We start from the raw sequence: 25,309 nt of genomic DNA on the forward strand, positions 1-25,309 counted from the left end.
CATTTTGTCACGCAAATCTTTTAGCCGGGAGCCTGCTTGCGGTTCGCCGCCAAATCACTGCACATTGCGCTCCCCGTTTCGACGATCCCCAGGATGAAAGCCTTGCGCTACGCTCTCTATTTTTCGCCGCCGAAGGATGACCCCCTCACCGGCGCGGCCTCGCTCTGGCTCGGCCGCAATGCGTTCACCGACGAGACCTATCCTGCACCGGACGGCCCGCAGCTCGGTGCGGCGGAGCAGTTCGAGCTGACCGCCGACCCGCGCCGTTATGGCTTTCACGCGACGATCAAGGCGCCGTTTTCGCTCGCCGCCTCGGTCACCGAGAAGGATTTCATCGCCGTCGTCGAGGATTTTGCCGCGCGCACTGAAGCTTTCGAGATTCCTGAACTCGTGCTCGGCCAGCTCGGCCGTTTTTTTGCCCTCGTTCCCGGTTCTCTTCATCAACCCCTTCAGGATTTCGCCGCGAAGGTGGTAAGGTCCTTCGAACCGTTCCGCGCAGCGCTTTCCGAGGCCGATATGGCGCGGCGCAACCCGGAGAAACTCAGCGACAGCCAGCGCATCCATTTGCAGCGCTGGGGTTATCCCTATGTGATGGAGGATTTCGGCTTCCACATGACACTCACCGGCCAGGTGCCTGAGACACGCGCTGCGGTGATGAAGGCGATCCTGACCGAGCGTTTTGCCGATTTCACCGGCCGGCCGCTTAAGATTTCCGGCCTTGCCGTCTTCACCGAGGAAACGCGCGGCGCGCCGTTCAAAATTCATTCCTGGCTGCCGCTTGCCGGCGCCAAAAGCTGAAAGACCTGACGAGATGAGCAAAGAGACCGTGTTTTCCAACGCCCGCATCGTTCTCGAGGATGACATCCTCTCCGGATCGATCCTCATTCGCGACGGCAAGATCGCCGATATTTCCGAAGGAAACTCGGTAGCCGGCGAAGATTTCGAGGGCGACTACGTCATTCCCGGCCTCGTCGAACTGCATACGGACCATCTCGAAGGCCATTATCAGCCGCGTCCCGGCATTCGCTGGAACAAGACCGCCGCAGTCCAGGCGCATGACGCCCAGATCGTCACGTCAGGCATCACCACGGTGTTCGACTGCCTGCGCATGGGCGCGGACGAGGACGGCGGCTTCGAACATGGCGAGATGCGCGAGATGGCCGATGCCATCCAGTCGGCGGAGAAGGAAGGCCGGCTGCGCGCCGAGCACCTGATCCACCTACGCTGCGAGGTCTCGGCCGACAATGTGCTTGAACATTTCGCCGATTTCGAAAACGACCGGCATGTGCGGCTCGTCTCGCTGATGGATCATGCGCCCGGCCAGCGTCAATTCCAGACGATGGATCAATATATCTTCTACTACCAGAAGAAGCGGGGCTTAAGCGACGAGGTCTTCGCGCGTTTCGTCGCCAAGCGCCAGGCGGAATCGGCGCGCAATTCGACACCGCATCGCAACGCCATCGCCAAGGTCTGCGCCGAACGCGGCATAACCGTGGCAAGCCATGACGACGCAACCCTCTCCCATGTCGGCGAGGCGATCGACAACGGCGTGCGGCTTGCCGAATTCCCGACCAGCTTCGATGCCGCCCGGGCCTCGCACGAACATGGCATGAGCGTGCTGATGGGGGCGCCGAACATCGTGCGCGGCAAGTCCCATTCCGGCAATATCGCTGCCCGCGACCTTGCCGAGATGGGCGTGCTCGACGTGCTGTCCTCAGACTACGTGCCGCTGAGCCTGCTGCATGCGCCGTTCATCCTCGCCGACGAGGTCGAGAGCATTACCCTGCCGAAGGCGATCGCCATGGTGACGTCGACGCCCGCCCGCACCGTCAGCCTCGACGATCGCGGCCGGATCGCCACGGGGCTGCGCGCCGATCTCGTCCGCGTCCACCGTTCGCATGGCGTGCCGGTGACCCGCTCCGTCTGGCGCCAAGGACGCCGTGTCGCATGATGCCGCACGAACCCCATCCAGGAGCCGGAGCCGAGCGCGGTATCATGGTCGTCGTCGTCGGGCCGAGCGGCGCCGGCAAAGACACGCTGATGAACCTTGCCGCCCGCCGTTTTTCCGGCCGCGCCGACGTGCATTTCACCCGCCGCGTCATCACCCGCCACCGCGACGCCGGCGGCGAGGATCATCTTTCCGTATCCCTCCAAGGGTTTGCGGCCATGGAGCAGTCAGGCTCCTTCGCCGTCTGGTGGGAAGCGCACGGCTTGAAGTACGGTATTCCGGCCGAGGTTTCGGTGGCGCTGTCGCGGGGCCATGTCGTCGTTGCCAACGGCTCGCGCTCGGCACTGCACCGCTTCCAGGCCGCCTTCCCACGGCTGAAGGTCATCAACGTCACCGCCCGCCCCGAAGTGCTCGCCGGCCGGCTTGAGGCGCGCGGACGCGAGACGCATGAAGATATCATGGCGCGGCTCGCCCGCGGACCGCTGACGGTGCGCGGCGAATATGACGTGGTAGAACTCGACAATAGCGGCTCGCTCGAAGAGGCCGAGCAGAAGATGATCGCGATCCTCGACGGGTTGCTGACCAAGGCGCCCTGAGCAGATCGAGAGGAAGGGCATGCGCGCCATCAAAGTGGTCGACTACGATCCCTCCTGGCCGCTGCTGTTTGCCCAAATCAGCAGTGGAGTTTCTACTCTGCTCAGCGATCTCGTGCTGTCCGTCGATCATATCGGCAGTACCTCGGTTCCTGGTCTGGCCGCCAAGCCGAAGATCGACCTCGATGTCGTCGTGATCTCCGACGACGTTCTGCCGGCAGCGATCGAAGCCGTGCGTGCCGCCGATTTCGTCTTCCACGGCGATTCGGGAGGGCAGCGCTGGGCCTTCACCCGAGATCATGACGGTTATGGGTTCAGGCTCTATCTCTGCGGACCCGATCATCGCGGACACCGGGAGCGCATCCTGTTTCGCGACTATCTCGAGGATTGCCCCGAGAGAGCCACGGCCTATGCCGATCTGAAACGCCGGCTGGCTGCGAGGGCTGACGGCGATTGGGATGTCTACACCGGCGGAAAGACCGAGTTCATCAGCGAGACGCTGCGGCTGGCGGAGTGCGGAGCGCACTCCGCGGCCGATTAATCGCCATCGCCTCGCCCGGAAACGATTTCGCGTTTGCCGACATGGTTGGCCGGCCCGACAAGACCTTCCTTCTCCATGCGCTCCACCAATGAGGCGGCCCGGTTGTAGCCGATGCCGAGGCGGCGCTGGATGTAAGAGGTGGAGCACTTCTTGTCGCGCATGACGACCTTGACCGCCTGCTCATAGAGCTCGTTGCCATCCTCGGAGGCCATGGCGCTCTTGTCGAAGACGGCGCCGGCTTCTTCCTCCTCCGTCTCATCCTCTTCGTCGGCGGTGACCGTGTCGAGATATTCGGGGCGCCCTTGCGTTTTCAGATGGGCAACGACCTTTTCAACCTCGACATCCGAGACGAAGGGACCGTGGACGCGGGAAATCCGCCCGCCGCCCTGCATATGCAGCATGTCGCCCTGGCCGAGCAGCTGCTCGGCGCCCTGCTCGCCAAGAATGGTGCGGCTGTCGATCTTCGAGGTCACCTGGAAGGAGATGCGGGTCGGGAAGTTCGCCTTGATCGTACCGGTGATGACGTCGACCGAGGGGCGTTGCGTCGCCATGATCAGATGGATGCCGGCGGCACGGGCCATCTGGGCAAGGCGCTGGATCGCACCTTCGATCTCCTTGCCGGCGACCATCATCAGGTCGGCCATTTCATCGACGATGACGACGATATAGGGCATCGGCGTCAGGTCGAGCGCCTGGCTTTCCTCGATCGGGACACCGGTGCCCTTGTCGAAGCCGACCTGGACCATGACATGGATCGTCTCGCCCTTGTCGCGGGCCTGCGCCACGCGCTCGTTATAGCCGTCGATATTGCGCACGCCGAGGCGCGACATCTTGCGATAACGCTCCTCCATTTCGCGCACGGCCCATTTCATCGCCATCACCGCCTTCTTCGGATCGGTGACGACGGGCGTCAAAAGATGCGGGATGCCGTCATAGACGGAAAGTTCGAGCATCTTCGGGTCGACCATGATCAGCCGGCACTGCTCCGGCGTCAGGCGGTAGAGCAGCGACAGGATCATCGTGTTGATGGCGACCGACTTGCCGGAGCCGGTGGTGCCGGCGACGAGCAAATGCGGCATCTTGGCGAGCTCGGCAATAACCGGTTCGCCGCCGATGGTCTTGCCGAGACCGAGCGCCAGCTTGTAGCCGCTCTTCTCGAAATCCTGGCTTTCGATCATCTCGCGGAAATAGACGGTTTCACGAGTGACATTCGGCAATTCGATGCCGATGACGTTGCGGCCGGGCACGACGGCGACACGGGCCGAGAGCGCCGACATCGAACGGGCAATATCGTCGGCAAGACCGATGACGCGCGACGATTTCACGCCCGGCGCCGGCTCGAATTCATAGAGGGTGACGACCGGGCCGGGGCGGACATGGATGATCTCGCCCTTGATGCCGAAATCTTCCAGCACACTTTCCAGAAGTCCGGCATTCTGCTCAAGCGTCTCCTGCGACATGATCTCACCGAAGCGTTCCGGCGGCTCCTGCAGGAGGGCACGCGGCGGGAACTCATAGCCGGATGCGTCGATCCTTTCGGGTCTCGCGACACGACGCGGCGATGGCAGAACCGCGGCGACGGGCGGCGTACGCTGGGGCGCTGGAGCCGGTTGAGGGGCTGAGACGACCTGAGGAGCAGGCGCAACCTGAGAGGTCGGTGCCGCCTGAGGGGTCAGCACGATCGGTGCTACGACGGGGATGCGCCTCGGCCGCTCCAGGGACACTATTGCCGGAGGGCGTACGGCAACCTTTGCGGAGACCGCGGCCGGCGGCGGGACCGGGCGGGAGACGACGGCAGCCGGGGCCGGACGGCCGGGGCGCCATTCCATGATGCGGAACAGCGACGTGATCGATTCGGGTGTGGTTTCATTCTTCGGGAACGAGATCAGCGGCGGCGCGCGAACCGGCTCGGCCTCTTCAAAGGCCATGACTTCCCAGAAGGCGAAATCCGAAATGGAAGAAAGCTCGGCGCTGGCGCGGAAGGCGGGTTCGGCGGGCACTTCAGCCAAGGGTGACGGTTGCAGTTCGATCATCTGCGGTGCTGCGGAAAGTTCGTAGGGCTCCGGCAGATAGACATCGAACGGCACATCGACGGCAACCGGCTCGATCCGTATCGCCTGCTGTCCAATCTGCGAATCATCGTGAACAAGCTCATTCGGGGCCCGCCGCTTGCTGATCAGCGTCTCCGGCGTGCGGGTGAAACGGACATTCGGCGCGAGGGAAAAATTGCTCTGCCAGATCGGTGCCGCCGGCTTTTCACCGGGATTTACCTCCGGAAGCTCGGTTTCAATCTCGCTGGAAAAGTCTCCGGCGTCCGTCAAATTGGTTCTGGGAAAACGCATGCGTCCGCTACTCACTCATGCCTAACAAATTACGACCCTACCGGGATAGAAAAGGAAGGTTAATAAGTTCCTTCCCGCCGTATCGTTCCGATACGGCTTCCGGAGGTAAATTTCTGCGCTTTCAATGACTTGCGGTAAGCGGAAAAATCTTTGCCAATTTCTAGTGCGCCTCGTCCCAATTGCTGGCAGCGCGCGCATCGACCCTCAGCGGCACGCGCATTTCGAGTGCCGGCATGGTGGCGTTTTCCATGACCGAGACGATAACAGGCATTGCCTTTTCGACATCCTCGTCCTCGACTTCGAAGATGAGTTCGTCATGCACCTGCAGCAGCATGCGGACGCGATCGCCAAGGCCGACTTCAACAAGCGCCGGCTCCATCTTGATCATCGCCCGGCGGATGACGTCGGCAGCCGAACCCTGGATCGGCGCGTTGATCGCCGCACGCTCGTTGAAGGCGCGCACGGACGGATTGGAAGAGCGGATTTCGGGGTAGTTGATTCGCCGCCCAAAGATCGTTTCGACATAACCCTTGTCGCGCGCCATGGCCTTTCGGCTGTCCATATAGTCGCGGATGCCCGGGAACCGCTCGAAATACTTCTTGATATAGTCGCCGGCTTCCGAACGCTCGATTGATAGCTGGTTGGCAAGCCCGAAGGCCGAAATGCCGTAGATGATGCCGAAATTGATCGCCTTGGCGCGGCGACGCACCTCGCCCGGCATGCCCTCGACCGGCACGCCGAACATTTCCGACGCGGTCATGGCGTGAATGTCGACGCCATCCTCGAAGGCCTTGGTCAGCTGCGGGATCTCGGCCACATGGGCAAGCACGCGCAGTTCGATCTGGCTGTAGTCGGCGGAAATCAGCTTGTGGCCGGGTGTCGAGATGAAGGCGGTGCGGATCTTGCGGCCTTCGGCGGTGCGGACCGGAATGTTCTGCAGGTTCGGCTCGGAGGAGGACAGCCGTCCCGTCGTCGTCGATGCCAGCGAATAGGAAGTGTGGACCCGCTTGGTCTCCTGGTGGACATAGCCGGGGAGCGCGTCGGTATAGGTGGACTTCAGCTTGGTGACCTGGCGCCAGTCGACGATCTTGCGCGGCAGCTCGAAACCGGCGGCGGCCAGATCCTCGAGCACAGAAGCGGAGGTCGACCATTGCCCGGTTTTGGTCTTGCTGCCGCCGGCAAGACCCATCTTGCCGAACAGAATATCGCCCAGCTGCTTCGGCGAGCCGATATTGAAACGTTCGCCGGCCAACACATAGATCTCGTCTTCCAATCTTGCAGCGCTTTGGGCCAGCTCGCCGGACAGGCGTGACAGGATCTGCCGGTCGACGGTGATGCCGCGCGCTTCCATGCGCGCCAGCACCGGCAGCAGCGGCCGTTCCAGCCGTTCATAAACGCTGGTCAGTCCTGCCGCCGCCAGCCGTGGCTTCAGCACCAGCCACAGCCGCAGCGTCACGTCGGCATCTTCGGCCGCATAATGGGTGGCGCGGTCGATATCGACGAGATCGAAGGTGACATTCGCTTTGCCGCTGCCGGCCACGTCCTTGTAGGGGATCGGGGTGTGGCCGAGGAATTTTTCCGAGAGCGGGTCCATGCCATGCGCGCCGGTGCCCGCGTCGAGCACGTAGGAGATCAGCATCGTGTCGTCGAAACTCCTGGTCTCGATGCCGTAGCGCTTCAATAGCAGATAGTCGTATTTCAGGTTCTGCGCGACCTTGAGAACCGCCCCGTCCTCCAGCAATGCCTTCAGCCGCGGCAAGGCATCACGCATGGCGACCTGGTTTTCGACAAGGCCGCCGCCGAGCAGATCGCCGACGCCGTTCTTGTGGGTGAGCGGCACATAGGCGGCGCGAATCTTCGTGCCGGTGGGATCGGCTACATTGTCGGCGATCGCCAGCGAAAAGCCGACAAGCTCGGCCTGCATCGCATCGAGCGACGTGGTCTCGGTATCGAACGCGACGAGGCCGGTGTCGCGCGCATCGGCGATCCACCGGTCGAGCGTCGCCAGATCGCGGATCGTGACATAGGCCGAATGATCGAAGGGCAGCGTCGCAAAGGCGTCGGCGCGTGCCTTGGCAAGATCGGCGGGCGAAAATGCGCCCTCGACGGCGGCCTTTGCCTTCGCACGGGCCGGCACAGGCACCGCGTCACCAGAGAGCTCGGGAATGCCGCCGGCAACGGGGGCCGGCGCGGCCGCATCGAGATCGGGGCCGTGGGCAGACTTGCCCCATTCGACGCGGACGATCGCCGGCTCGATGGCGTTGGCATCGCAATCGCAGACTTCGGCGACGCGGCGCGTCAGCGTGGTGAATTCCATCGTCTTGAGGAAGCCGATCAGCTTCGGGCCGTTCTGCGGTTCCAGCACCAGTGCGTCGAGATCGAGGTCGAGCGGCACATCGGTGCGCAGCCGCACGAGGTCGCGCGAGAGTCTCGCCATATCGATATTGGCGAGGATCGTCTCGCGGCGCTTGACCTGCTTGATCTCGGTGGCGCGTTCGAGCAGCGTGTCGAGGTCGCCATATTCCTCGAGGAGCTGGGCGGCGGTTTTCGGGCCGATGCCGGGAATGCCGGGAACATTGTCGACGGAATCACCGGTCATCGCCTGCAGGTCGATCATCTTTTCCGGCGGCACGCCCCATTTCTCGACGACGTCGGGAATGCTGATCTGCTTGTCCTTCATGCTGTCATACATATGGACATTGGGACTGACGAGCTGCATCAGGTCCTTGTCGGAGGAGACGATGGTGACATCGGCGCCGGATGCCTCCGCCTGGCGGGCGTAGGTGGCGATGATATCATCGGCCTCGAAGCCTTCGGTCTCGATGCAGGGCAGGTTGAAGGCGCGGGTCGCCTCTCTTATAAGCCCGAATTGCGGGATAAGTTCTTCCGGCGGGGCGGAACGGTTCGCCTTATAGGCGTCGTAGAGATCCTTGCGGAACGTCTTGGCGGAATAATCGAAAATGACGGCAAGGTGTGTCGGCGTCACGCCCACATCGGTGTTGCGCGCATCCCTCAACAACTTCCACAGCATGTTGCAGAAACCGGAAACGGCGCCGATCGGCAGGCCATCGGTCTTGCGGGTCAGCGGTGGCAGTGCATGAAACGCCCGGAAGATGAAGCCGGAACCATCGATAAGGAAGAGGTGATCGCCTTTTTTCATGGGTGCATGGATAGCGCGGGCACGGGACGAGGTCCATATAAAGTTCGACGGGCGAAAAGGATTACGCACGTCTATTCAGAGGCGCAAAGGTCGCTATCGCACTTTGAATGGATGCATAATTTTATCCCTAAACCGCGTTTCGATTTGACGAATTGTGCAGCGGAGATTCCGCTCACCAAACTGTTACCGATTTGTAACGGTCGCCCTCCCTTGAAAAACCACATTCACAGGCACAAATCCATGTCACCGGCGCTTGATCGCGCCGCGGGTCTGATTACCGGCTTGTCCCCCGCCGCGTCAGGCTTGGACAAAGGCCTTATCCCCCTCTCCGGGCCTTTGTCCCCACTTTAAGGTCGCCATGGCCAACCTCCAGGCCATGGCGACTTTTGTTTTTTCCAAACACTCGAAATTATCATTGTCGCTTGCATATTTTGAAGCATCGCATGCGATTTGCTGCATTGTCTCCGGCATGGTTTTGAGCCTAACTTGCAATCATGGGATTTAACCGCATGGATTCGGGAGCCTACCTTGCCAGCCAGCTGGCGAAGGGTTTTGCCCGCTCGCTGCACCAGCGCGCGGTCGGGCTCGGTTTTTCTCCGGGCCAGTTCCCCATTCTGCTGGAACTCTGGGCCGAAGACGGGCTGACCCAGAAACAGCTTCTCGAGCGGGTCGATATCGAGCAGGCGACCATGGCCAACACGCTTTCGCGCATGGTCCGCGACGGGTTGATCGAACGCCGGCCGCATCCATCCGACAAGCGGGCGCAACTGCTGTTCCTGACACCGAAGGCCCGGGCCATGGAGGCCGAGGCGATCGAGACCGCGCGTGAGGCCGACCTTGCGCTGTTCAAAGGTTTTCGGGTTTTCGAGCGCGAGCTGACACTTGAATATATCCGCCGGCTTCTGGAAAACGCCAAGGCGCTCTGACCGGGATTATTCGCTGAGATTATTCGCTGATAAGGCGTGTGCGCCGTCGCGGCGGCATGCCGGATCCGGCCTGCCCCGACAGGACGCTTTTACGAACGAGTGGCTTCAAGCTCGGCTCGATATCCGGCTTGCCGAGCAACAGGCCCTGCACCTGCGCGCAGCCTTCCTCGACGACGATCCGGCGCTGCATCTCCGTTTCCACCCCCTCGGTGACGACGGGCATGCCGAGGCTGTGGCCGAGACCGATGATAGCGCGCACGATCGATCGCGCCGCCGCGTCATGCTCCAGCACGCCGGTGAAGCTGCGATCGACCTTGATCTTGTCGAAAGGAAACGAACGCAGGTTCGAGAGCGAAGAGTAGCCGGTGCCGAAATCGTCCATGACAATGTGCACTCCCACCTTACGCAGGCGCTGCAGCATTGCCATCACCCGGTCGCGATCGCGGATCAGGGCTGCCTCGGTGATCTCAAGCTCCAGCCGATCGGGTGCGAGCCCGGTCTCGGCGAGGACCGCCTCGATCCGCTCGCATAGGTTGGGCAGCATGAACTGCACCGGCGAAACATTGACTGCAATCGTCAGCGGCTGCGGCCAGCGCGCGGCCTCCATGCAGGCCTGCCGCAATATCCATTCGCCGAGTTGAACAATCGAACCGCTTTCCTCGGCGACGGGGATGAAAATGTCGGGCTCAGTCATGCCGTGGCCCGGCCGGTGCCAGCGCATCAAGGCCTCGTAACCGCTGATCTCGCCGCTCTGCGCATTGAGGATCGGCTGATAGTTGACATGGAGTTGGTTGCGGATGATCGCATGGCGCAGGTCGCTTTCGATCTGGCGGCGGTTCCGCGCCGCTTCGTCCATCTCCGCGTCGAAGAAACAGGCCCTGCCGCGACCATCATGTTTGACGCGGTAGAGTGCGGTATCGGCGTTGTTGCAGAGTTCTTCGGCCGTGAACCCATCTCTTGGATAGAGCGCGATGCCGAGGCTGACGCCGACGGCGGTGGGGTCACGGGCCGTGTCCATCTCGGCGGCGAATTCGTCGATGATATCAGCCGCAAGCTTTTGCGCCGACGCCGGCTGCTGCCCAGCGGACTGGATGATGGCGAATTCGTCACCGCCGAGCCGGGCGATCGTATCGCTTTCACCGGCCACCCGGCGCAGGATGGAGGCAACCTTGCGGAGAATGCGGTCGCCTTCGGCGTGGCCGAAGATGTCATTGACGGCCTTGAACCGATCGAGGTCGAGACAGAACAGCGCCACCTCGGTGTTCTTTCGTTCCGCCACCTGCAGCGCCTGCCGGATGCGGGTGTCGAACAGCGACCTGTTCGGCAGATCGGTGAGCACGTCGTGGTGGGCGAGATGCTCGATCATCTCCTCGGCCTGTTTGCGCTCGGTGAGATCGCGCACCGCCAGCACTTCGCAATTGCGGCCACGATAAACGATCCTGCTGGAGCTCGCTTCCACGGCAATCTCTCTGCCGGTGCGGGTGTTCAGCAGCGTCTCGCCGGGCCTGTTCTCCCGGGGTCCCTGAACGACCGTCAGCACATCCGATGGCGCCTTACCCGAGAGATCGGCAAGCTTCCAGCCAGACAAAGCCTGGAACCGCTCGTTGGCATCGATGATCCGGCCTTCGCGCAGAATCAGCAGCCCCTCCTGCGAGGCATTGGCAAGTCCGCGCAGATCCGTCAGATGGCTTTGGACGAAGACCACGGCAAGCGCGACCAGGATAAGAGCCGTTGCCGCCACCACGACGATCGCGGCGAGCACCCTGGTGTCGAGCATCGATGTGGGAACCTCCATGCCGGGATCCGGCACGAGCGTGATGCTGCCCATCGAAATGAAGTGAAGGGTGCAGATGGCGAGGACGAAAACCAGCGATGAGGTGAGGAGACGCCTCATGCCCTTCAGACCGAAAAAGATATGGAAGGCGGCGCTCGACAGAAGCATCCCGGCAACGACCGCAGTCAGTGTCATCAGAGGATCGTAGAGGATTGCCGCCTGCGCCTCGATCGCCTGCATGCCGGTCAGGTGCATGGAGGCGATGCCGAGCGCCATCAGCACGCCGCCGCGGATGGAGGCAAACCTTCCGTCACGTTGCGAAGCGGCGAGGATCGCCACCCATGAGCCGATCACCGACAGCAGAAAGGAAAGCAGCGTCAGGTCGAGCGCGTAGCTTATCGGCGTGCCACCGTCATAGGCGAGCATCGCGATGAAATGCGTTGCCCATACGCCGGTGCCGAAGGCAAAGCCCGACGCGCCGATCCAGAGCTTGCGGCTTCCGGCGTCGCAGTCCTGGGCACGGGAAAACAGCAGCATCGCCGCCATGACGCCAACCAGGCAGACCACGGCCGCGGCTATGACCAGCCGCCAATCGTGATTGTCGCGTATACATGCAATGACCGAAAACATCTGTGCCCCCGAACAGCTGGTTTTGGTCGATGCTATTTAGGTTGTGCTAATTAACTGTAAATTGAATTAGATCTTTCTTTATTATCGCGAGACACCCCTCCACGAGAGCCTATCCACGTTTTCTCAGCCCCTTCGCGCGCCGCTGTTTTTTTGCTTTTTCCGCCTCGCCTGCTTTCCTGGTTTGGTCTATCGTCCCGCCAAATTTCGAAAAGGAGTCGAAAATGACCGATATACAACCGGTGCTTTCGCGCGCGGATCAGAACCTCCCATCAAGCCTCGAAAAACTGTTCGAGCTGCTGCGCATCCAGTCGATTTCCACCGATCCCGCCTACAAAGCCGAATGCCGCAAGGCCGCCGAATGGCTCGTCGCCTATCTCCAGACGCTCGGCTTCGAAGCCTCGGTGCGCGACACACCAGGCCACCCGATGGTGGTCGCCCATCATGCCGCCGCTTCCACTGAGGCGCCGCACGTTCTGTTCTACGGCCATTACGACGTTCAGCCGGTCGACCCGATCGAGCTCTGGGAAAACGACCCCTTCGAGCCATCGATCAAGGATGTCGGCGACGGCCGCAAGATCCTGACCGGCCGTGGCACCTCCGACGACAAGGGCCAGTTGATGACTTTCCTCGAGGCCTGCCGCTCCTATAAGGAGGTCCAGGGCGCGCTTCCCTGCCGCGTCACCATTCTCTTCGAGGGCGAGGAAGAATCCGGTTCGCCGTCGCTGAAGCCCTTCCTCGAAGCCAATGCCGCCGAACTCAAGGCCGACTATGCGCTGGTCTGCGATACCGGCATGTGGGACCGCGACACGCCGGCGATCGCCGCAGCGCTGCGCGGCCTTGTCGGCGAGGAAGTGACCGTGACGGCCGCCGACCGCGACCTGCATTCCGGTCTGTTCGGGGGCGCTGCCGCCAACCCGATCCATATCCTCGTCGAGGCTCTCGCCGGCCTGCATGACGAGACCGGCCGCATCACGCTCGACGGCTTTTACGACGGCGTCGAGGAAACCCCTGAGAACATCAAGGCGTCATGGGAGACGCTGGGCAAGACCGCGGAGAGCTTTCTCGGCGAAGTCGGCCTTTCCGTTCCCTCGGGCGAAAAGGGCCGTTCGGTGCTCGAACTCACCTGGGCGCGGCCGACTGCCGAAATCAACGGCATCTGGGGCGGATATACCGGCGAAGGCTTCAAGACGGTGATCGCCGCCAAGGCTTCGGCGAAGGTTTCGTTCCGCCTCGTCGGCACGCAGGATCCGGCCGCCATCCGCGAGGCTTTCCGCAGCTATGTCAGCTCGAAGATTCCCGCCGATTGCTCTGTCGAGTTCCATCCGCATGGCGGCTCGCCGGCGATTCATCTCTCCTATGATTCGCCCGTTCTGACCAAAGCGAAGACCGCGCTTTCCGACGAGTGGCCGAAACCCGCCATCGTCATCGGCATGGGCGGCTCGATCCCGATCGTCGGCGACTTCCAGAAGATGCTCGGCATGGAATCGCTGCTCGTCGGCTTCGGCCTCAGCGATGACCGCATCCATTCGCCGAACGAGAAATACGAGCTTGTCTCCTACCACAAGGGTATCCGTTCCTGGGTCCGGATTCTTCAGGCGCTCGCCGCCTGAGGGAAACGCCGTGCCAGATCGCAACAACAAAAAGGCCGGTTAAAACCGGCCTTTCGTCATCCGCTCGCTCAGTGCCAGTTCATCCGTGGTCAAGGAGAAGCGGGTATTGCAGCCAGACTGCCTCCGAAAGGTTAACGGATCGTTAACGGCGCACGGAGCGCCCGGGATTATCGGAAGCATTGCACGGGTTCGAGGGATCTTCGGCAATTTCTCCGTTCAAGCTACGTTCATCGCGGACAGCATATAAGCCATTGAAAGACAAGGATAATGATAACGCTCTCACAAGTGCGGGTGTCGTTTAACCTTCGTTTCAGATGGCATATGCCAGGCAAGTGCAGCCAGGCGCTGCCCGAAAATGCGCCCACGAGGAGTGAGAAAAGCGTGAAAAATCTGTTTGCTAAAATCGCCGCGGCCGGTCTGTTCATGCTGGCGCCTGTTATCGCGCAGGCTGCCGAAGGCTATTCGACGGCAAACGTCAACATGCGCGCCGGTCCGAGCACCCGATATCCCGCCGTCGCGGTCATACCCGCCGGTTCTTCCGTCGAGATCCGCGGGTGCCTTTCCGACGTCAACTGGTGCGATGTGGAATTCTACGGCGGCCGCGGCTGGGTTTCCGGCCAATATGTGCAGGCGCTTTACCAGCAACGCCGTATCTATGTCGGCCCGCAATATTACCGTCCGCTCGGCATCCCGGTCATCCGCTTCAGCGTCGACAATTACTGGGATCGCTACTACCGCAACCGTGATTTCTATCGCGAGCGCGACCGCTGGAGCCGCGGCCCGGACTACTATTACCGCGACCGCGACAATCGGGATCGCGACTACCGCGATCGGGACAACAGCGATCGGGACAATCGCGATCGGGATAACAGGGATCGGGATAACCGGGATCGCGATCGGAACTGGCGCGACGGGGATCGCAACCGGGACGGCGATAGAGACTGGCGCAATCGAAATGGCGATCAGGGTGGGCGCGACGACAATCGACGGAGCGACCGGAGAGATGGAGATCGCAGACCCAATGGCAGGGATTTTGATTGCCGGCCCGGCGATCCTTCCTGCGACCAATGAGATCTGAAGGGCGGCCGCAGCGCCGTCCCCTTCGAGGTTTCCCCGGGCACCGGCGGGTATTCAAGAAAAAGCCCGGCGCTCCCAAGAGGGATGCACCGGGCCTGATGTCGATCGGCGCGTGTTGAGGGGAGACGGCCGATCATGCGCGGGACGTGAGGGGTTGTCCCGCTTCTTCCTAAACAATCGCGGCGCCGATTGGTTCCGACCAGCAGACAGAAGATCTGCGGCGAAAGCAGCGCGCGCATTTCGGCGTAACGCCCATGAAGATCTTCCCCCGGCCTTGCTCTGTGTGGGAATCCGGTATTGCCGCGCGAAAAGCATGCACGCAGCGAGCGCAATCCGGGACGATCCATGTGAGATTTTGACAGTCGCCATGACTGGGCATCCATGCCTGCAACAGGCCGACGACAATTTGATGTGAGAGCACCCTTGATGCTCTTGTCTTGCGGGATTCTTTGTTGCAGTTTTGAGACGTTGCGGATCGATTTTGATCCGTTCGAGGCGGGATCCTGATGACGCAAGACTACCTGGCTTTTCTGGGGCTTTTCGGCGCTCGGGCAGCCGCCATGGATGTGACCGTTTGGCATAAACACAACCCACTCCTTCCTGTGCGACTTACCGATGGGGCGAAGCTCAACCCTTCCGGCCAGATCTGGCGCCGCTTTCATTTCGGCGAGTGGGAATATAAGCAGGACCCGGAAACGCTCGACGATTACGAAGCCCGCCAGTTCTGACATGCATAGAGTTAAAGCGCATCGAATGACGCGACGCGCTTTATCGACACGTTCTGCTTTGCTTTCCATTATTAACACCCCGTTAAATCGCCGCATTTACAGTTCAGTCGGTGATCACGGCGCCTGATGCATAATTCCTTAGATCGGAATCGGTCTAAGGATGAAATTCTGCAGCAGTTCAAAGTCCTCCAGCGTCCTTTGCGCATCTTTTTCAGATGCGCGGCGCTGTAGAAGAGCGCCGTTGTGCGAAGTCACGCTTCGCGATCGAACATGGGGTGTGACCGGTCGGCGATGGCAGGCAGAGGCAGATCAGGCGACAGAATCGAACCGTCCTTCAACGGCCGCCCGGCACGCGACGATGACGCGTTTTCGCTCGATGCCGACGATCGCATTGCCGGAGGCCGATTCCCGCGGCGCAGCGGCTCCAAACCCCCGCCGCAGCGTGCCGCCCCCCGGCAGCGGCGCGAGCCGAGGGAGCGCGAAGGCGGCGGCTTTTTCGGCTTCCTGCGCCGTGTGATCTACTGGTGCGTCGTGCTGTTCATCTGGGCCGGCATCGGCGTTGCCGGGCTTGTCGTCTATTATGGTTCGCGCATGCCGAGCGCCAGTACATGGGCAATCCCGGAACGGCCGCCGAACGTCAAGATCACCGCCGTCGACGGCAGCATCATCGCCAATCGCGGCGCCACCGGCGGCGAAGCGCTATCGCTCGAAAACATGTCGCCGTATATTCCGGAAGCCGTCATCGCCATCGAGGATCGGCGCTTCTATTCGCATTTCGGCGTCGATCCGCTCGGCCTCGGCCGGGCGATCGTGACCAATTTTACGGCTGGCCACATGGTGCAGGGTGGCTCGACGCTGACGCAGCAGCTTGCCAAGAACCTCTTCCTCTCTCCTGAAAGGACGCTGGAACGCAAGGTGCAAGAGGTGCTGCTCTCGCTCTGGCTGGAGCAGAAATACACCAAGGACCAGATCCTTGCGATGTATCTCAACCGGGTGTTCTTCGGATCGAACGCCTATGGCGTCGAAGCGGCTTCACGCCGTTATTTCAATAAATCGGCGCGTGACGTGAACCTCGGCGAGGCCGCGGTACTGGCCGGCCTGCTCAAGGCGCCGTCGCGACTTTCACCGGCCCGCGACCCGGAAGCCGCGAATGCGCGCGCCCAGCTCGTGCTTGCGGCAATGCGCGAACAGGGCTTCATCACCGATTCCGAGGTCAAGACCGCAATGTCGCAGACCCCGGCTTCGGCCAAAAGCTATTGGTCGGGGGCCGGACACTACGTCGCCGACATGGTGATGGACGAGCTGCCGGGCCTGATCGGCGACGTCAAGGAAGATGTCATCGTCGATACGACCATCGACAAGTCGCTGGAAAAGAAGGCCGAGCAATCGCTGGTCGACGTGCTCGACAAGGAGGGCGGGAAGCTCGACGCTTCGCAGGCAGCCCTCGTGTCGATCGACGGCACCGGTGCGATCCGAGCGCTCGTCGGCGGCAGAGACTATGCGACGAGCCAGTTCAACCGCGCCGTCAAGGCCAAGCGCCAGCCAGGCTCCTCATTCAAGCCCTTCGTCTATGCTGCCGCACTCGAGAAGGGGCTGACGCCCTATTCGGTGTTCAATGACGCGCCGATCCGGATCGGCGATTGGACGCCCGAAAATTACGAGAAGAAATACAATGGCGACGTGACGCTGGCGACCGCACTTGCCAAGTCGCTGAATACGGTGGCCGCCCAGCTGGTCATGTATGACGGGCCGGATCAGGTGATCAAGCTTGCCCATCGGCTCGGCATCGAAAGCGAGCTGCAGCCGAACGCCTCGATCGCGCTCGGCACCTCCGAAGTGTCGCTGATGGAACTCACGGCCTCCTATGCCGCCTTCATGAACGGCGGCTACAAGGCGACGCCGCACGTCATCCGCCGGGTGACGACCGCCGAAGGCAAGGTTCTCTACGAAAATACCTATGACAGCCCGCCGCGGGTGCTGTCCGAGCAGATCGTCGCCGAAATGGATGCCATGATGATGGGCGTCATCGACAACGGCACCGGCAAGGGCGCCAAGATCCCCGGCTGGCAGGCGGCAGGAAAGACCGGCACGACGCAGAATTCGCGCGACGCGCTCTTCGTCGGCTTCACCAGCAACCTCACCACCGGAGTCTGGTTCGGCAATGATGACGGCAAGCCGATGAAGAAGGTGACCGGCGGCGGCTTGCCCGCCAAGGCCTGGAAGGAATTCATGATCGCCGCCCACAAGGGTCTTTCGCCGGCGCCGCTCTTCGGCAACGGCCAGTTGATCGCCGATCCGAACAATGGTCAGCCGATGGCGCAGTCGGCACCCGGCAATGGACAATCAGGCAGCGGGCAACCGATGACGGCCGAAGCGCCGCCGTCGACCATCGGCGGGATCATTTCCGGCGTCTTCGGCGGCAACGACAATGCAAATCGCTATCCGCAAGCGCCTGCCCGACAGCAACCGACGACCTCCGGCAACGGCCCGGTTCCGCCTGGAGACATTGCCGAAGGCGGCGGTTCGGGCTACGAGGGCATGGTTCCACCCGGCGATGTCGGGGCGGCGCCGACAACCTCTTCCGTCCAGCCGCGGCGCACGACGCTGCTCGATCTGATCATGGGTCAGTGAGAGCTTTGCTGCATGCGCGGCGCAGGCCCGATGCTTACAAGCGCGCTGCGTCGGAATTGGTTTAGCGACGCACTTTGGTCTTTGTTTTGATGCACTTCGTTATTCCGGAACCGCTTCACACGTGAGGACGACAGGCATCAGAAATCGGCGGCTTTCCGGACATGGGGCGACCTCCTTCCCGGTGACTGTAAAAAATGAATGCAACACATTCGTTTTGCTGGATTCCGGGCGATTTCTCGCCTTGCAGTCCAGAAAACCGCTCCTTATATACGCCGCATCACCGCAATCACGATTGCGTAATATCAAGTAGACCCATCCCGTAAGGGGCTGTCAGGGAAATGCCTTCTCGGGGTTCCGACAGCTTGCTTCAAGGAGAGAATGACATGGCAAAAGTAATTGGTATCGACCTTGGAACGACGAATTCCTGCGTCGCAGTCATGGACGGCAAGGACGCGAAGGTTATCGAGAATGCGGAAGGCGCACGCACGACCCCTTCCATGGTGGCATTTTCCGAGGACAGCGAACGCCTCGTCGGCCAGCCGGCCAAGCGCCAGGCAGTCACCAACCCGACGAACACGCTCTTTGCGGTCAAGCGCCTGATCGGCCGCCGCTACGAAGACCCGACCGTCGAGAAGGACAAGCACCTCGTTCCCTTCACCATCGTCAAGGGTGACAATGGCGATGCCTGGGTTGAAGCCAATGGCAAGGGCTACTCGCCCGCACAGATTTCCGCGATGATCCTTCAGAAGATGAAGGAAACGGCCGAATCCTATCTCGGCGAAAAGGTCGAGAAGGCCGTCATCACCGTTCCTGCCTATTTCAACGACGCGCAGCGCCAGGCAACCAAGGATGCCGGCCGCATTGCCGGTCTTGAAGTTCTGCGCATCATCAACGAGCCGACCGCTGCCGCACTCGCCTACGGCCTCGACAAAAAAGAAGGCAAGACGATTGCCGTCTACGACCTTGGTGGCGGTACCTTCGATATCTCCATCCTCGAGATCGGCGACGGCGTCTTCGAAGTGAAGTCCACCAACGGCGATACGTTCCTCGGCGGTGAAGACTTCGACATGCGCCTCGTCGAATATCTCGTCGGCGAATTCAAGCGCGACAACGGCATCGACCTGAAGAACGACAAGCTTGCCCTGCAGCGCCTCAAGGAAGCTGCGGAGAAGGCGAAGATCGAACTTTCGTCCTCGCAGCAGACCGAAATCAACCTGCCGTTCATCACGGCCGATGCCTCCGGCCCGAAGCATCTGACGCTGAAGCTGACCCGCGCCAAGCTCGAGAGCCTGGTCGACGATCTGGTTCAGCGCACGATCGCGCCGGCCAAGGCCGCGCTCAAGGATGCCGGCGTCACCGCCGCCGAAATCGATGAAGTGGTTCTCGTCGGCGGCATGAGCCGCATGCCGAAGGTACAGGAAGTCGTCAAGCAGCTGTTCGGCAAGGAGCCGCATAAGGGCGTCAACCCGGATGAAGTGGTGGCGCTCGGTGCCGCCATCCAGGCCGGCGTTCTGCAGGGCGACGTCAAGGACGTGCTGCTTCTCGACGTGACGCCGCTGTCGCTCGGCATCGAGACACTCGGTGGTGTCTTCACCCGCCTGATCGAACGCAACACGACGATCCCGACGAAGAAGAGCCAGACCTTCTCGACCGCCGAAGACAACCAGCAGGCCGTTACCATCCGCGTTTCGCAGGGCGAGCGTGAGATGGCTGCCGACAACAAGCTGCTCGGCCAGTTCGACCTCGTCGGCCTGCCGCCGTCGCCGCGCGGCATGCCGCAGATCGAAGTCACCTTCGACATCGACGCCAACGGCATCGTGCAGGTTTCGGCTAAGGACAAGGGCACCAGCAAGGAACAGCAGATCCGCATCCAGGCTTCCGGCGGACTTTCCGACGCCGACATCGAGAAGATGGTGAAGGATGCTGAAGCCCATGCCACCGAGGACAAGAAGCGTCGCGAGTCCGTCGAAGCCCGGAACCAGGCCGAAAGCCTGATCCATTCCACGGAAAAGTCGTTGAAGGATTATGGCGACAAGGTTTCCGAGGCCGACCGCACCGCGATCTCGGATGCAATCGCCGCGCTGAAGACGGCATCGGAAGCATCCGAGCCGGATGCCGACGACATCAAGGCGAAAACCCAGACGCTGATGGAAGTGTCGATGAAGCTCGGCCAGGCGATCTATGAAGCGCAGCAGGCCGAAGGCGGCGCTGCGGGCGATGCCTCCGCGGAAGGCGGCGACAATGTCGTCGATGCCGACTACGAGGAAATCAAGGACGACGACCGCAAGAAGTCCGCGTAATCCGCGACGGCGTGGTTATGCTTCAACATCTGATCCGGCTGCTCACCATGGCAGCCGGAAAATCCATTTCCGGGGTTTAATCCTTAATGGCAAAAGCGGACTATTACGAAACTCTGGGTGTAGCCAAGACGGCGGACGAGAAAGAGCTGAAGAGCGCCTTCCGCAAGCTGGCGATGAAATTCCATCCGGATAAGAACCCGGATGACAAGGACGCCGAACGCAAGTTCAAGGAAATCAACGAAGCCTACGAGATGCTCAAGGACCCGCAGAAGCGGGCGGCCTATGATCGTTATGGCCACGCTGCCTTCGAGCATGGCGGCATGGGCGGCGGTGGCGGCGGATTTGCCAGCGGCGGCGGCTTCTCCGACATCTTCGAAGATATCTTCGGCGAGATGATGGGCGGAGGGCGTGCGCGCCAGCGCTCGTCAGGCGGCCGCGAACGCGGCGCCGATCTCCGCTACAACATGGAAATAACGTTGGAAGAATCGTTCGCCGGCAAGACGGCGCAGATCCGCGTTCCCACCTCGATCACCTGCGACGTCTGTTCGGGTTCGGGTGCCAAGCCCGGCACGCAGCCGAAGAATTGCGGCACCTGCCAGGGAAGCGGGCGCGTGCGTGCCGCACAGGGCTTCTTCTCGATCGAGCGGACCTGCCCGACCTGCCACGGCCGCGGCCAGATCATTCCCGATCCCTGCCCGAAATGCCACGGCCAGGGCCGGGTGACGGAAGAGCGTTCGCTCTCGGTCAATATTCCGGCCGGCATAGAGGACGGTACACGCATCCGCCTGCAGGGCGAGGGTGAAGCCGGCGCCCGCGGCGGGCCGGCAGGCGACCTCTATATCTTCCTGTCCGTCAAACCGCATGAGTTCTATCAGCGCGACGGAGCCGATCTCTATTGCGCCGTTCCAATCTCGATGACGACGGCCGCTCTCGGCGGAACTTTTGACGTGGCAACGCTCGACGGCACCAAGTCGCGTGTCAGTGTGCCGGAGGGCACGCAGGCCGGCAAACAGTTCCGCCTGAAGAGCAAGGGCATGCCGGTGCTGCGTTCGGCGCAGACGGGCGACCTCTACATCCAGATCCAGATCGAGACGCCGCAAAAGCTCACCAAGCGCCAGCGCGAACTGCTGCAGGAATTCGAGCAGCTTTCCTCGAAGGAGAACAACCCCGAATCGACGGGCTTCTTCGCCCGGATGAAGGAATTCTTCGAAGGCTGATGCATGTCGCCCGGAAAAATGTAGCGGTTCCGGGATAACGACTTGCGTAAAAACAGAGGCAAAGCGCGTCGCATGAAGCAAATCTGATGCGATGGGCTTTGGCCGCAATCGATATCGCCATTTACAAAGCCGGGGACGGAAACGCCTCCGGCTTTTTCGTTCAGCAGATCCCGATTTGAAACATTTGCCGCACATCCCGCCGACGTGTCCCAGATCGACACGGCTGCGCATGGGAACACGACTTGCGTTAACGCAGCCACGTGATGTCGCTTGCAAGTTTTCCAAATGAATTCAGTCTCTGCCGTCAGCGCATAACCCGAAAATCAAAATCGATTTTCGATACGCGGCGCTCTAGCGGGAACAACCAACCAAGGGTATCTGCCATGGCGCCAGCCTTTTCCTCCCAGTCAGACGATGTCGACGTTCTCGCCGGCGCCCTCTACACATGGTGCGCCGAGCGCAACATCAAGCTTCGCAGCCAGCAGGGGCTTTCCGTCGCCAGCATCGCGATCGACCTCTATCATGCCGGCCACCAGACGCAGGACGATCTGCTGATGGCGCTGCACGAATGCGACATCCACTAAAACGCGTCGCAATCTTTCAGATTCGCTCCGGCTCCGGGCAGGTCATGCTCTCCGTCGCGCTCGGTGGAATCAGGCGGCGGTTTCGGCCGCTTCGCCAGTCATCAAGGTGACTATGGTTTTGACTGCTTCCTTGCCTGCCGGCGAGCTCAGCCTGTCGTAGCTCAGCGCAAGCGCATAGGCGTCGGGGCTGAGTTCGATGCGACTGGCGAACTGCGATATGCCGGCTCCCTCGAAAAGGGCAGAGATCTCGACATCAAGAAAAACCGCGATCTGATGCAGCTTGCTGGCAGAAACGCGGTTCGCCCCTTTTTCGTATTTCTGGATCTGCTGGAACGTCAGTCCGAGTGCTTCACCCAACTCGAGCTGGGAAACACGGCGAAGGGCGCGAAACTGTCTTACGTTGCGACCTACGATAATATCAACCGGATCTGGCACTTCATCACTCTCTGATACATAAACAGTTCGTTTACCATATCGTTTTTGCTGGATAACTCAACCCAGCAGTTGCAAAATTCAACTTGCCTTTTTGAGCCTTACGTTACGTCAGACGGCCAAGACGATTGTGACGAAACCCCGAATATCCGGGGTTCGAAAGGACTGAAAAATACCCTCGCCGATACTGCCGCGGCGACGTCGGAGCCTCTTCCAAAGGTTGTATTTTTAAGCGAAAGTTGATCCCGCGTCGCGTCGTGTTCGGAGCTAATCGCACATAGACCGGAGCAGCGACAACGTTCCACGGCGACGACGCTGCGAGCCTTGCCATCAACGCCGCTTAGGCTTAGCTGTCACGCTTTACGATTCCGGACATTCGATGCCGCACAAGGTTGCTCTTTCCCGTCTGAAGCTGACAGATTTCCGTAACTATGCGGCAGCGGCCCTTGCGCTTGACGGTCGGCATGCCGTGCTGACGGGTGACAACGGTGCCGGCAAAACCAATCTCATGGAGGCGGTCTCGCTGCTTTCGCCTGGCCGGGGCTTACGCCGCGCCGCCTATGGCGACATTACCCGCGTCGGTGCGGCCGGCGGTTTTTCGATCTTCGCCGCGCTCGACGGCATGGAAGGCGAAGTCGAGATCGGCACCGGCATCGAAACCGGCGAGGAAACCACCTCGCGCAGACTGCGGATCAACGGCACCCCCGCCAAGACCGCCGACGAACTGACCGACCATCTGCGCCTTCTCTGGCTGACACCGGCGATGGACGGCCTGTTTACCGGCGCCTCCTCCGACCGGCGCCGCTTTCTCGACCGGCTGGTGCTGTCGCTCGATCCCGCCCATGGCCGCCGCGCCAGCGATTTCGAGCGTGCCATGCGCAGCCGCAACAAATTGCTGGACGAAGGCCGCTTCGACCCGTCCTGGCTTGCCGGTATCGAGCAGCAAATGGCCAGCCTCGGCATCGCCATGGCGCTTGCCCGACAGGAGATGCTCGGCCTGCTGACCCGGCTAATCGAGGAAAGGCCGGAAAGTTCCCCCTTCCCTTCGGCTGCGCTGCAGCTCTCCGGCTTCATGGACGGTCAGTTTTCCCGGCCCTCGGTCGATCTCGAGGACGACTATGCGGCAATGCTGGCAGAGAGCCGTTACCGCGACGCCGGCGCGGGGCGCACGCTGGAGGGGCCGCACCGGGCCGACCTCATCGTGCACCACCGCGAAAAAGCGATGGAGGCCGAACGTTGCTCCACCGGCGAGCAGAAAGCGCTGCTTGTCGGCCTGGTGCTTGCGCATGCGCGCCTCGTCGGCAATCTCACCGGCCATGCGCCGATCCTGCTGCTCGACGAGATCGCCGCGCATCTCGATGAGGGCCGCCGCGCCGCGCTGTTCGACCTCATCGACGGGCTCGGCGGCCAGGCCTTCATGACCGGAACGGATCGCGCGATGTTTTCAGCGCTCGGTGAGAGGGCGCAGTTCCTGACCGTTGCCGACGGGAAAGCTTCTGAATGACGGAGACGGCTTTTCCCATCGCCGGGCGCCATGATAATATCGGCGCCATGGAACCGCTCAGCCCGGACGAAATCGCCCGTTATCACCGCCACATCCTGCTCCCGGAGATCGGCGGCGCCGGCCAGCAGCGGTTGAAAGCCGCCCGTGTGCTGGTCATCGGTGCCGGCGGCCTCGGTGCGCCGGTACTGCAATATCTCGCCGCAGCCGGGATCGGCACACTCGGCATCGTCGATGACGACCGGGTGTCGCTGTCGAACCTGCAACGCCAGGTGATCCATGATTCCGGCACGATCGGCGAGTTGAAGACGGAAAGTGCCGGCTTCGCCATCGCAAGGCTCAACCCGCATGTCCGGCTGATCCGCTTCGAGGAACGCTTTTCTCCAGAGACTGCCCGCCGGCAACTGTCCGGCTTCGATCTGCTGATCGACGGCTCCGACAATTTCGACACGCGTTACGCCGCCGCCGATGCGGCGGAGGAAGCGCGCATTCCGCTCGTCAGCGGCGCCGTCGGGCGTTTCGATGGCTCGCTGACAGTTCTCAAACCCTATGAGAGCGCCGAGGACGGGACGCCCAACCCCAGATATCGCGACCTCTTTCCTGAGGCCCCGCCGGCAGGGCTGATTCCGGCCTGCGCCGAGGCCGGCATCATCGGCGCGCTCACCGGCGTCATCGGCACGATGATGGCGATGGAGGCGATCAAGCTCGTCACCGGCACCGGGGAGCCGCTGGTCGGGCGCCTGTTGCTCTACGACGCCCTCAAGGCCCGGTTCGACACTGTGCGCTATAAACGACGCCGCACGACAGAAAGACAGGCCGGATGACGATTATTGCTCTTGATCATCATTTCACACGCTGGGACGAACTGCTCGCGCTCATCCTCGCCGCCTTCGCTTCGATGAACGGCAGGATTGATCCGCCATCCTCGGCGCTGAAGCTGACGGCGGAGTCACTGGCCGAAAAGGCCGGTGCCGAGATCGGCCATGTCGCCATTGACGGCGAAAAATTGATCGGCTGCCTGTTCCTGCGGCCGGAGGCCGATTGCCTCTATGTCGGCAAGCTCGCCGTTCTGCCCGAGGTGCAGGGCAAGGGCCTCGGCAAGCGGCTGTTGGCGATTGCCGAACAGACGGCAACAAAGCTCGGTCTTCCGGTTCTACGGCTGGAGACGCGTATCGAACTTACCGACAATCACGCCGTGTTTGCCGCCTGGGGATTTTCCAGAACGGCCGAAAAGGCGCATCCCGGCTTTGCCAGAACGACATTCGTCGAGATGCGCAAGGTTCTTGCTCCTCAGATCCGCGCCGCCTGATATCAC

At 61.6% G+C, this 25,309-nt stretch carries 19 protein-coding genes; 15 read left to right on the plus strand and 4 right to left on the minus strand.

The window, feature by feature from the left end:
- Window positions 1-102 precede the first annotated feature (102 nt).
- The 4 genes from RCCGE510_RS23545 to RCCGE510_RS23560 are packed head-to-tail and all read left to right on the plus strand — an operon-like array spanning window position 103 to window position 3,082.
- Window positions 103-798: a DUF1045 domain-containing protein gene (locus RCCGE510_RS23545; protein WP_037079565.1), complete on the plus strand. Its 696-nt coding sequence runs from the start codon at window positions 103-105 to the stop codon at window positions 796-798.
- A 13-nt stretch (window positions 799-811) separates the two neighbouring features.
- Window positions 812-1,951 carry an alpha-D-ribose 1-methylphosphonate 5-triphosphate diphosphatase gene (locus RCCGE510_RS23550; protein ID WP_007634131.1) on the plus strand — a complete coding sequence of 380 codons (1,140 nt, stop codon included), beginning with the start codon at window positions 812-814 and terminating at the stop codon, window positions 1,949-1,951.
- A complete protein-coding gene (gene phnN / locus RCCGE510_RS23555) occupies window positions 1,948-2,544 on the plus strand; it encodes a phosphonate metabolism protein/1,5-bisphosphokinase (PRPP-forming) PhnN (protein ID WP_007634132.1) in 597 nt (198 codons plus the stop codon). Before RCCGE510_RS23550 ends, phnN begins: the two co-directional genes overlap by 4 nt.
- Before the next feature lie 19 nt (window positions 2,545-2,563).
- Window positions 2,564-3,082 carry a GrpB family protein gene (locus RCCGE510_RS23560; RefSeq protein WP_007634133.1) on the plus strand — a complete coding sequence of 173 codons (519 nt, stop codon included), beginning with the start codon at window positions 2,564-2,566 and terminating at the stop codon, window positions 3,080-3,082.
- On the opposite strand, the gene RCCGE510_RS23565 is transcribed toward RCCGE510_RS23560, so the two are convergent.
- Both RCCGE510_RS23565 and polA read right to left on the minus strand, forming a co-directional pair.
- The gene (locus RCCGE510_RS23565; protein ID WP_007634134.1) at window positions 3,079-5,424 is read right to left on the minus strand and encodes a DNA translocase FtsK; all 2,346 of its coding nucleotides are present in this window, start codon (window positions 5,422-5,424) and stop codon (window positions 3,079-3,081) included. The genes RCCGE510_RS23560 and RCCGE510_RS23565 overlap by 4 nt on opposite strands.
- A 160-nt stretch (window positions 5,425-5,584) precedes the next feature.
- Window positions 5,585-8,584: a DNA polymerase I gene (polA, locus tag RCCGE510_RS23570; RefSeq protein ID WP_007634135.1), complete on the minus strand. Its 3,000-nt coding sequence runs from the start codon at window positions 8,582-8,584 to the stop codon at window positions 5,585-5,587.
- A gap of 509 nt (window positions 8,585-9,093) precedes the next feature.
- Between polA and RCCGE510_RS23575 the strand changes: the two genes are divergently transcribed.
- Window positions 9,094-9,510, plus strand: a complete 417-nt coding sequence (locus RCCGE510_RS23575) for a MarR family transcriptional regulator (protein WP_003583451.1) — start codon at window positions 9,094-9,096, stop codon at window positions 9,508-9,510.
- Window positions 9,511-9,529: 19 nt separating this feature from the next.
- On the opposite strand, the gene RCCGE510_RS23580 is transcribed toward RCCGE510_RS23575, so the two are convergent.
- Window positions 9,530-11,914: an EAL domain-containing protein gene (locus RCCGE510_RS23580; RefSeq protein ID WP_007634136.1), complete on the minus strand. Its 2,385-nt coding sequence runs from the start codon at window positions 11,912-11,914 to the stop codon at window positions 9,530-9,532.
- A 221-nt stretch (window positions 11,915-12,135) separates the two neighbouring features.
- Between RCCGE510_RS23580 and RCCGE510_RS23585 the strand changes: the two genes are divergently transcribed.
- The 7 genes from RCCGE510_RS23585 (at window position 12,136) to RCCGE510_RS23615 (ending at window position 22,061) form a co-directional block, all read left to right on the plus strand.
- Window positions 12,136-13,524: a dipeptidase gene (locus RCCGE510_RS23585; protein WP_007634137.1), complete on the plus strand. Its 1,389-nt coding sequence runs from the start codon at window positions 12,136-12,138 to the stop codon at window positions 13,522-13,524.
- Window positions 13,525-13,905: 381 nt separating this feature from the next.
- The gene (locus RCCGE510_RS23590; RefSeq protein ID WP_037079481.1) at window positions 13,906-14,595 is read left to right on the plus strand and encodes an SH3 domain-containing protein; all 690 of its coding nucleotides are present in this window, start codon (window positions 13,906-13,908) and stop codon (window positions 14,593-14,595) included.
- A gap of 512 nt (window positions 14,596-15,107) precedes the next feature.
- Window positions 15,108-15,329, plus strand: coding sequence for a hypothetical protein (locus RCCGE510_RS23595; protein WP_007634139.1), 222 nt, complete (start codon window positions 15,108-15,110; stop codon window positions 15,327-15,329).
- 291 nt (window positions 15,330-15,620) lie between these two features.
- Complete coding sequence (locus RCCGE510_RS23600; RefSeq protein ID WP_007634140.1) at window positions 15,621-17,960, plus strand: transglycosylase domain-containing protein; 2,340 nt, start codon at window positions 15,621-15,623, stop codon at window positions 17,958-17,960.
- A gap of 383 nt (window positions 17,961-18,343) precedes the next feature.
- Window positions 18,344-20,260 carry a molecular chaperone DnaK gene (gene dnaK / locus RCCGE510_RS23605; RefSeq protein WP_007634141.1) on the plus strand — a complete coding sequence of 639 codons (1,917 nt, stop codon included), beginning with the start codon at window positions 18,344-18,346 and terminating at the stop codon, window positions 20,258-20,260.
- A gap of 86 nt (window positions 20,261-20,346) precedes the next feature.
- Window positions 20,347-21,477 (plus strand): molecular chaperone DnaJ, encoded by a 1,131-nt coding sequence (gene dnaJ, locus RCCGE510_RS23610; protein ID WP_007634142.1) that lies wholly within the window; start codon window positions 20,347-20,349, stop codon window positions 21,475-21,477.
- A gap of 383 nt (window positions 21,478-21,860) precedes the next feature.
- Complete coding sequence (locus RCCGE510_RS23615; RefSeq protein WP_007634143.1) at window positions 21,861-22,061, plus strand: hypothetical protein; 201 nt, start codon at window positions 21,861-21,863, stop codon at window positions 22,059-22,061.
- A 69-nt stretch (window positions 22,062-22,130) separates the two neighbouring features.
- Here the strand turns inward: RCCGE510_RS23615 and RCCGE510_RS23620 are convergent, their stop codons facing one another.
- Window positions 22,131-22,496: a helix-turn-helix transcriptional regulator gene (locus RCCGE510_RS23620; RefSeq protein WP_007634144.1), complete on the minus strand. Its 366-nt coding sequence runs from the start codon at window positions 22,494-22,496 to the stop codon at window positions 22,131-22,133.
- A gap of 376 nt (window positions 22,497-22,872) precedes the next feature.
- Here RCCGE510_RS23620 and recF point away from each other — a divergent pair, with 376 nt between their 5' ends.
- From recF to RCCGE510_RS23635, 3 genes are read left to right on the plus strand one after another with little or no spacing between them, the layout of a single operon-like run.
- Window positions 22,873-23,997: a DNA replication/repair protein RecF gene (recF, locus tag RCCGE510_RS23625; RefSeq protein WP_007634146.1), complete on the plus strand. Its 1,125-nt coding sequence runs from the start codon at window positions 22,873-22,875 to the stop codon at window positions 23,995-23,997.
- A complete protein-coding gene (locus RCCGE510_RS23630; protein ID WP_007634147.1) occupies window positions 23,994-24,818 on the plus strand; it encodes a molybdopterin-synthase adenylyltransferase MoeB in 825 nt (274 codons plus the stop codon). The genes recF and RCCGE510_RS23630 overlap by 4 nt, the downstream gene beginning before the upstream one ends.
- Window positions 24,815-25,303 (plus strand): GNAT family N-acetyltransferase, encoded by a 489-nt coding sequence (locus RCCGE510_RS23635; protein WP_007634148.1) that lies wholly within the window; start codon window positions 24,815-24,817, stop codon window positions 25,301-25,303. The genes RCCGE510_RS23630 and RCCGE510_RS23635 overlap by 4 nt, the downstream gene beginning before the upstream one ends.
- The last annotated feature ends 6 nt before the right edge of the window (window positions 25,304-25,309 follow it).

The sequence above is a fragment of the Rhizobium sp. CCGE 510 genome (assembly GCF_000292525.1).
Classification (GTDB): domain Bacteria; phylum Pseudomonadota; class Alphaproteobacteria; order Rhizobiales; family Rhizobiaceae; genus Rhizobium.

Bases quoted from the DNA above. Each gene is read 5' to 3' on its own strand.
- RCCGE510_RS23565 (WP_007634134.1), bottom strand. From the start codon at position 5,424: ATGCGTTTTCCCAGAACCAATTTGACGGACGCCGGAGACTTTTCCAGC.
- recF (WP_007634146.1), top strand. From the start codon at position 22,873: ATGCCGCACAAGGTTGCTCTTTCCCGTCTGAAGCTGACAGATTTCCGT.
- RCCGE510_RS23550 (WP_007634131.1), top strand. From the start codon at position 812: ATGAGCAAAGAGACCGTGTTTTCCAACGCCCGCATCGTTCTCGAGGAT.
- dnaJ (WP_007634142.1), top strand. From the start codon at position 20,347: ATGGCAAAAGCGGACTATTACGAAACTCTGGGTGTAGCCAAGACGGCG.
- RCCGE510_RS23630 (WP_007634147.1), top strand. From the start codon at position 23,994: ATGACGGAGACGGCTTTTCCCATCGCCGGGCGCCATGATAATATCGGC.
- RCCGE510_RS23595 (WP_007634139.1), top strand. From the start codon at position 15,108: ATGACGCAAGACTACCTGGCTTTTCTGGGGCTTTTCGGCGCTCGGGCA.
- RCCGE510_RS23600 (WP_007634140.1), top strand. From the start codon at position 15,621: ATGGCAGGCAGAGGCAGATCAGGCGACAGAATCGAACCGTCCTTCAAC.
- polA (WP_007634135.1), bottom strand. From the start codon at position 8,584: ATGAAAAAAGGCGATCACCTCTTCCTTATCGATGGTTCCGGCTTCATC.
- RCCGE510_RS23560 (WP_007634133.1), top strand. From the start codon at position 2,564: ATGCGCGCCATCAAAGTGGTCGACTACGATCCCTCCTGGCCGCTGCTG.
- RCCGE510_RS23575 (WP_003583451.1), top strand. From the start codon at position 9,094: ATGGATTCGGGAGCCTACCTTGCCAGCCAGCTGGCGAAGGGTTTTGCC.
- RCCGE510_RS23585 (WP_007634137.1), top strand. From the start codon at position 12,136: ATGACCGATATACAACCGGTGCTTTCGCGCGCGGATCAGAACCTCCCA.
- RCCGE510_RS23615 (WP_007634143.1), top strand. From the start codon at position 21,861: ATGGCGCCAGCCTTTTCCTCCCAGTCAGACGATGTCGACGTTCTCGCC.
- RCCGE510_RS23580 (WP_007634136.1), bottom strand. From the start codon at position 11,914: ATGTTTTCGGTCATTGCATGTATACGCGACAATCACGATTGGCGGCTG.
- RCCGE510_RS23635 (WP_007634148.1), top strand. From the start codon at position 24,815: ATGACGATTATTGCTCTTGATCATCATTTCACACGCTGGGACGAACTG.
- dnaK (WP_007634141.1), top strand. From the start codon at position 18,344: ATGGCAAAAGTAATTGGTATCGACCTTGGAACGACGAATTCCTGCGTC.
- phnN (WP_007634132.1), top strand. From the start codon at position 1,948: ATGATGCCGCACGAACCCCATCCAGGAGCCGGAGCCGAGCGCGGTATC.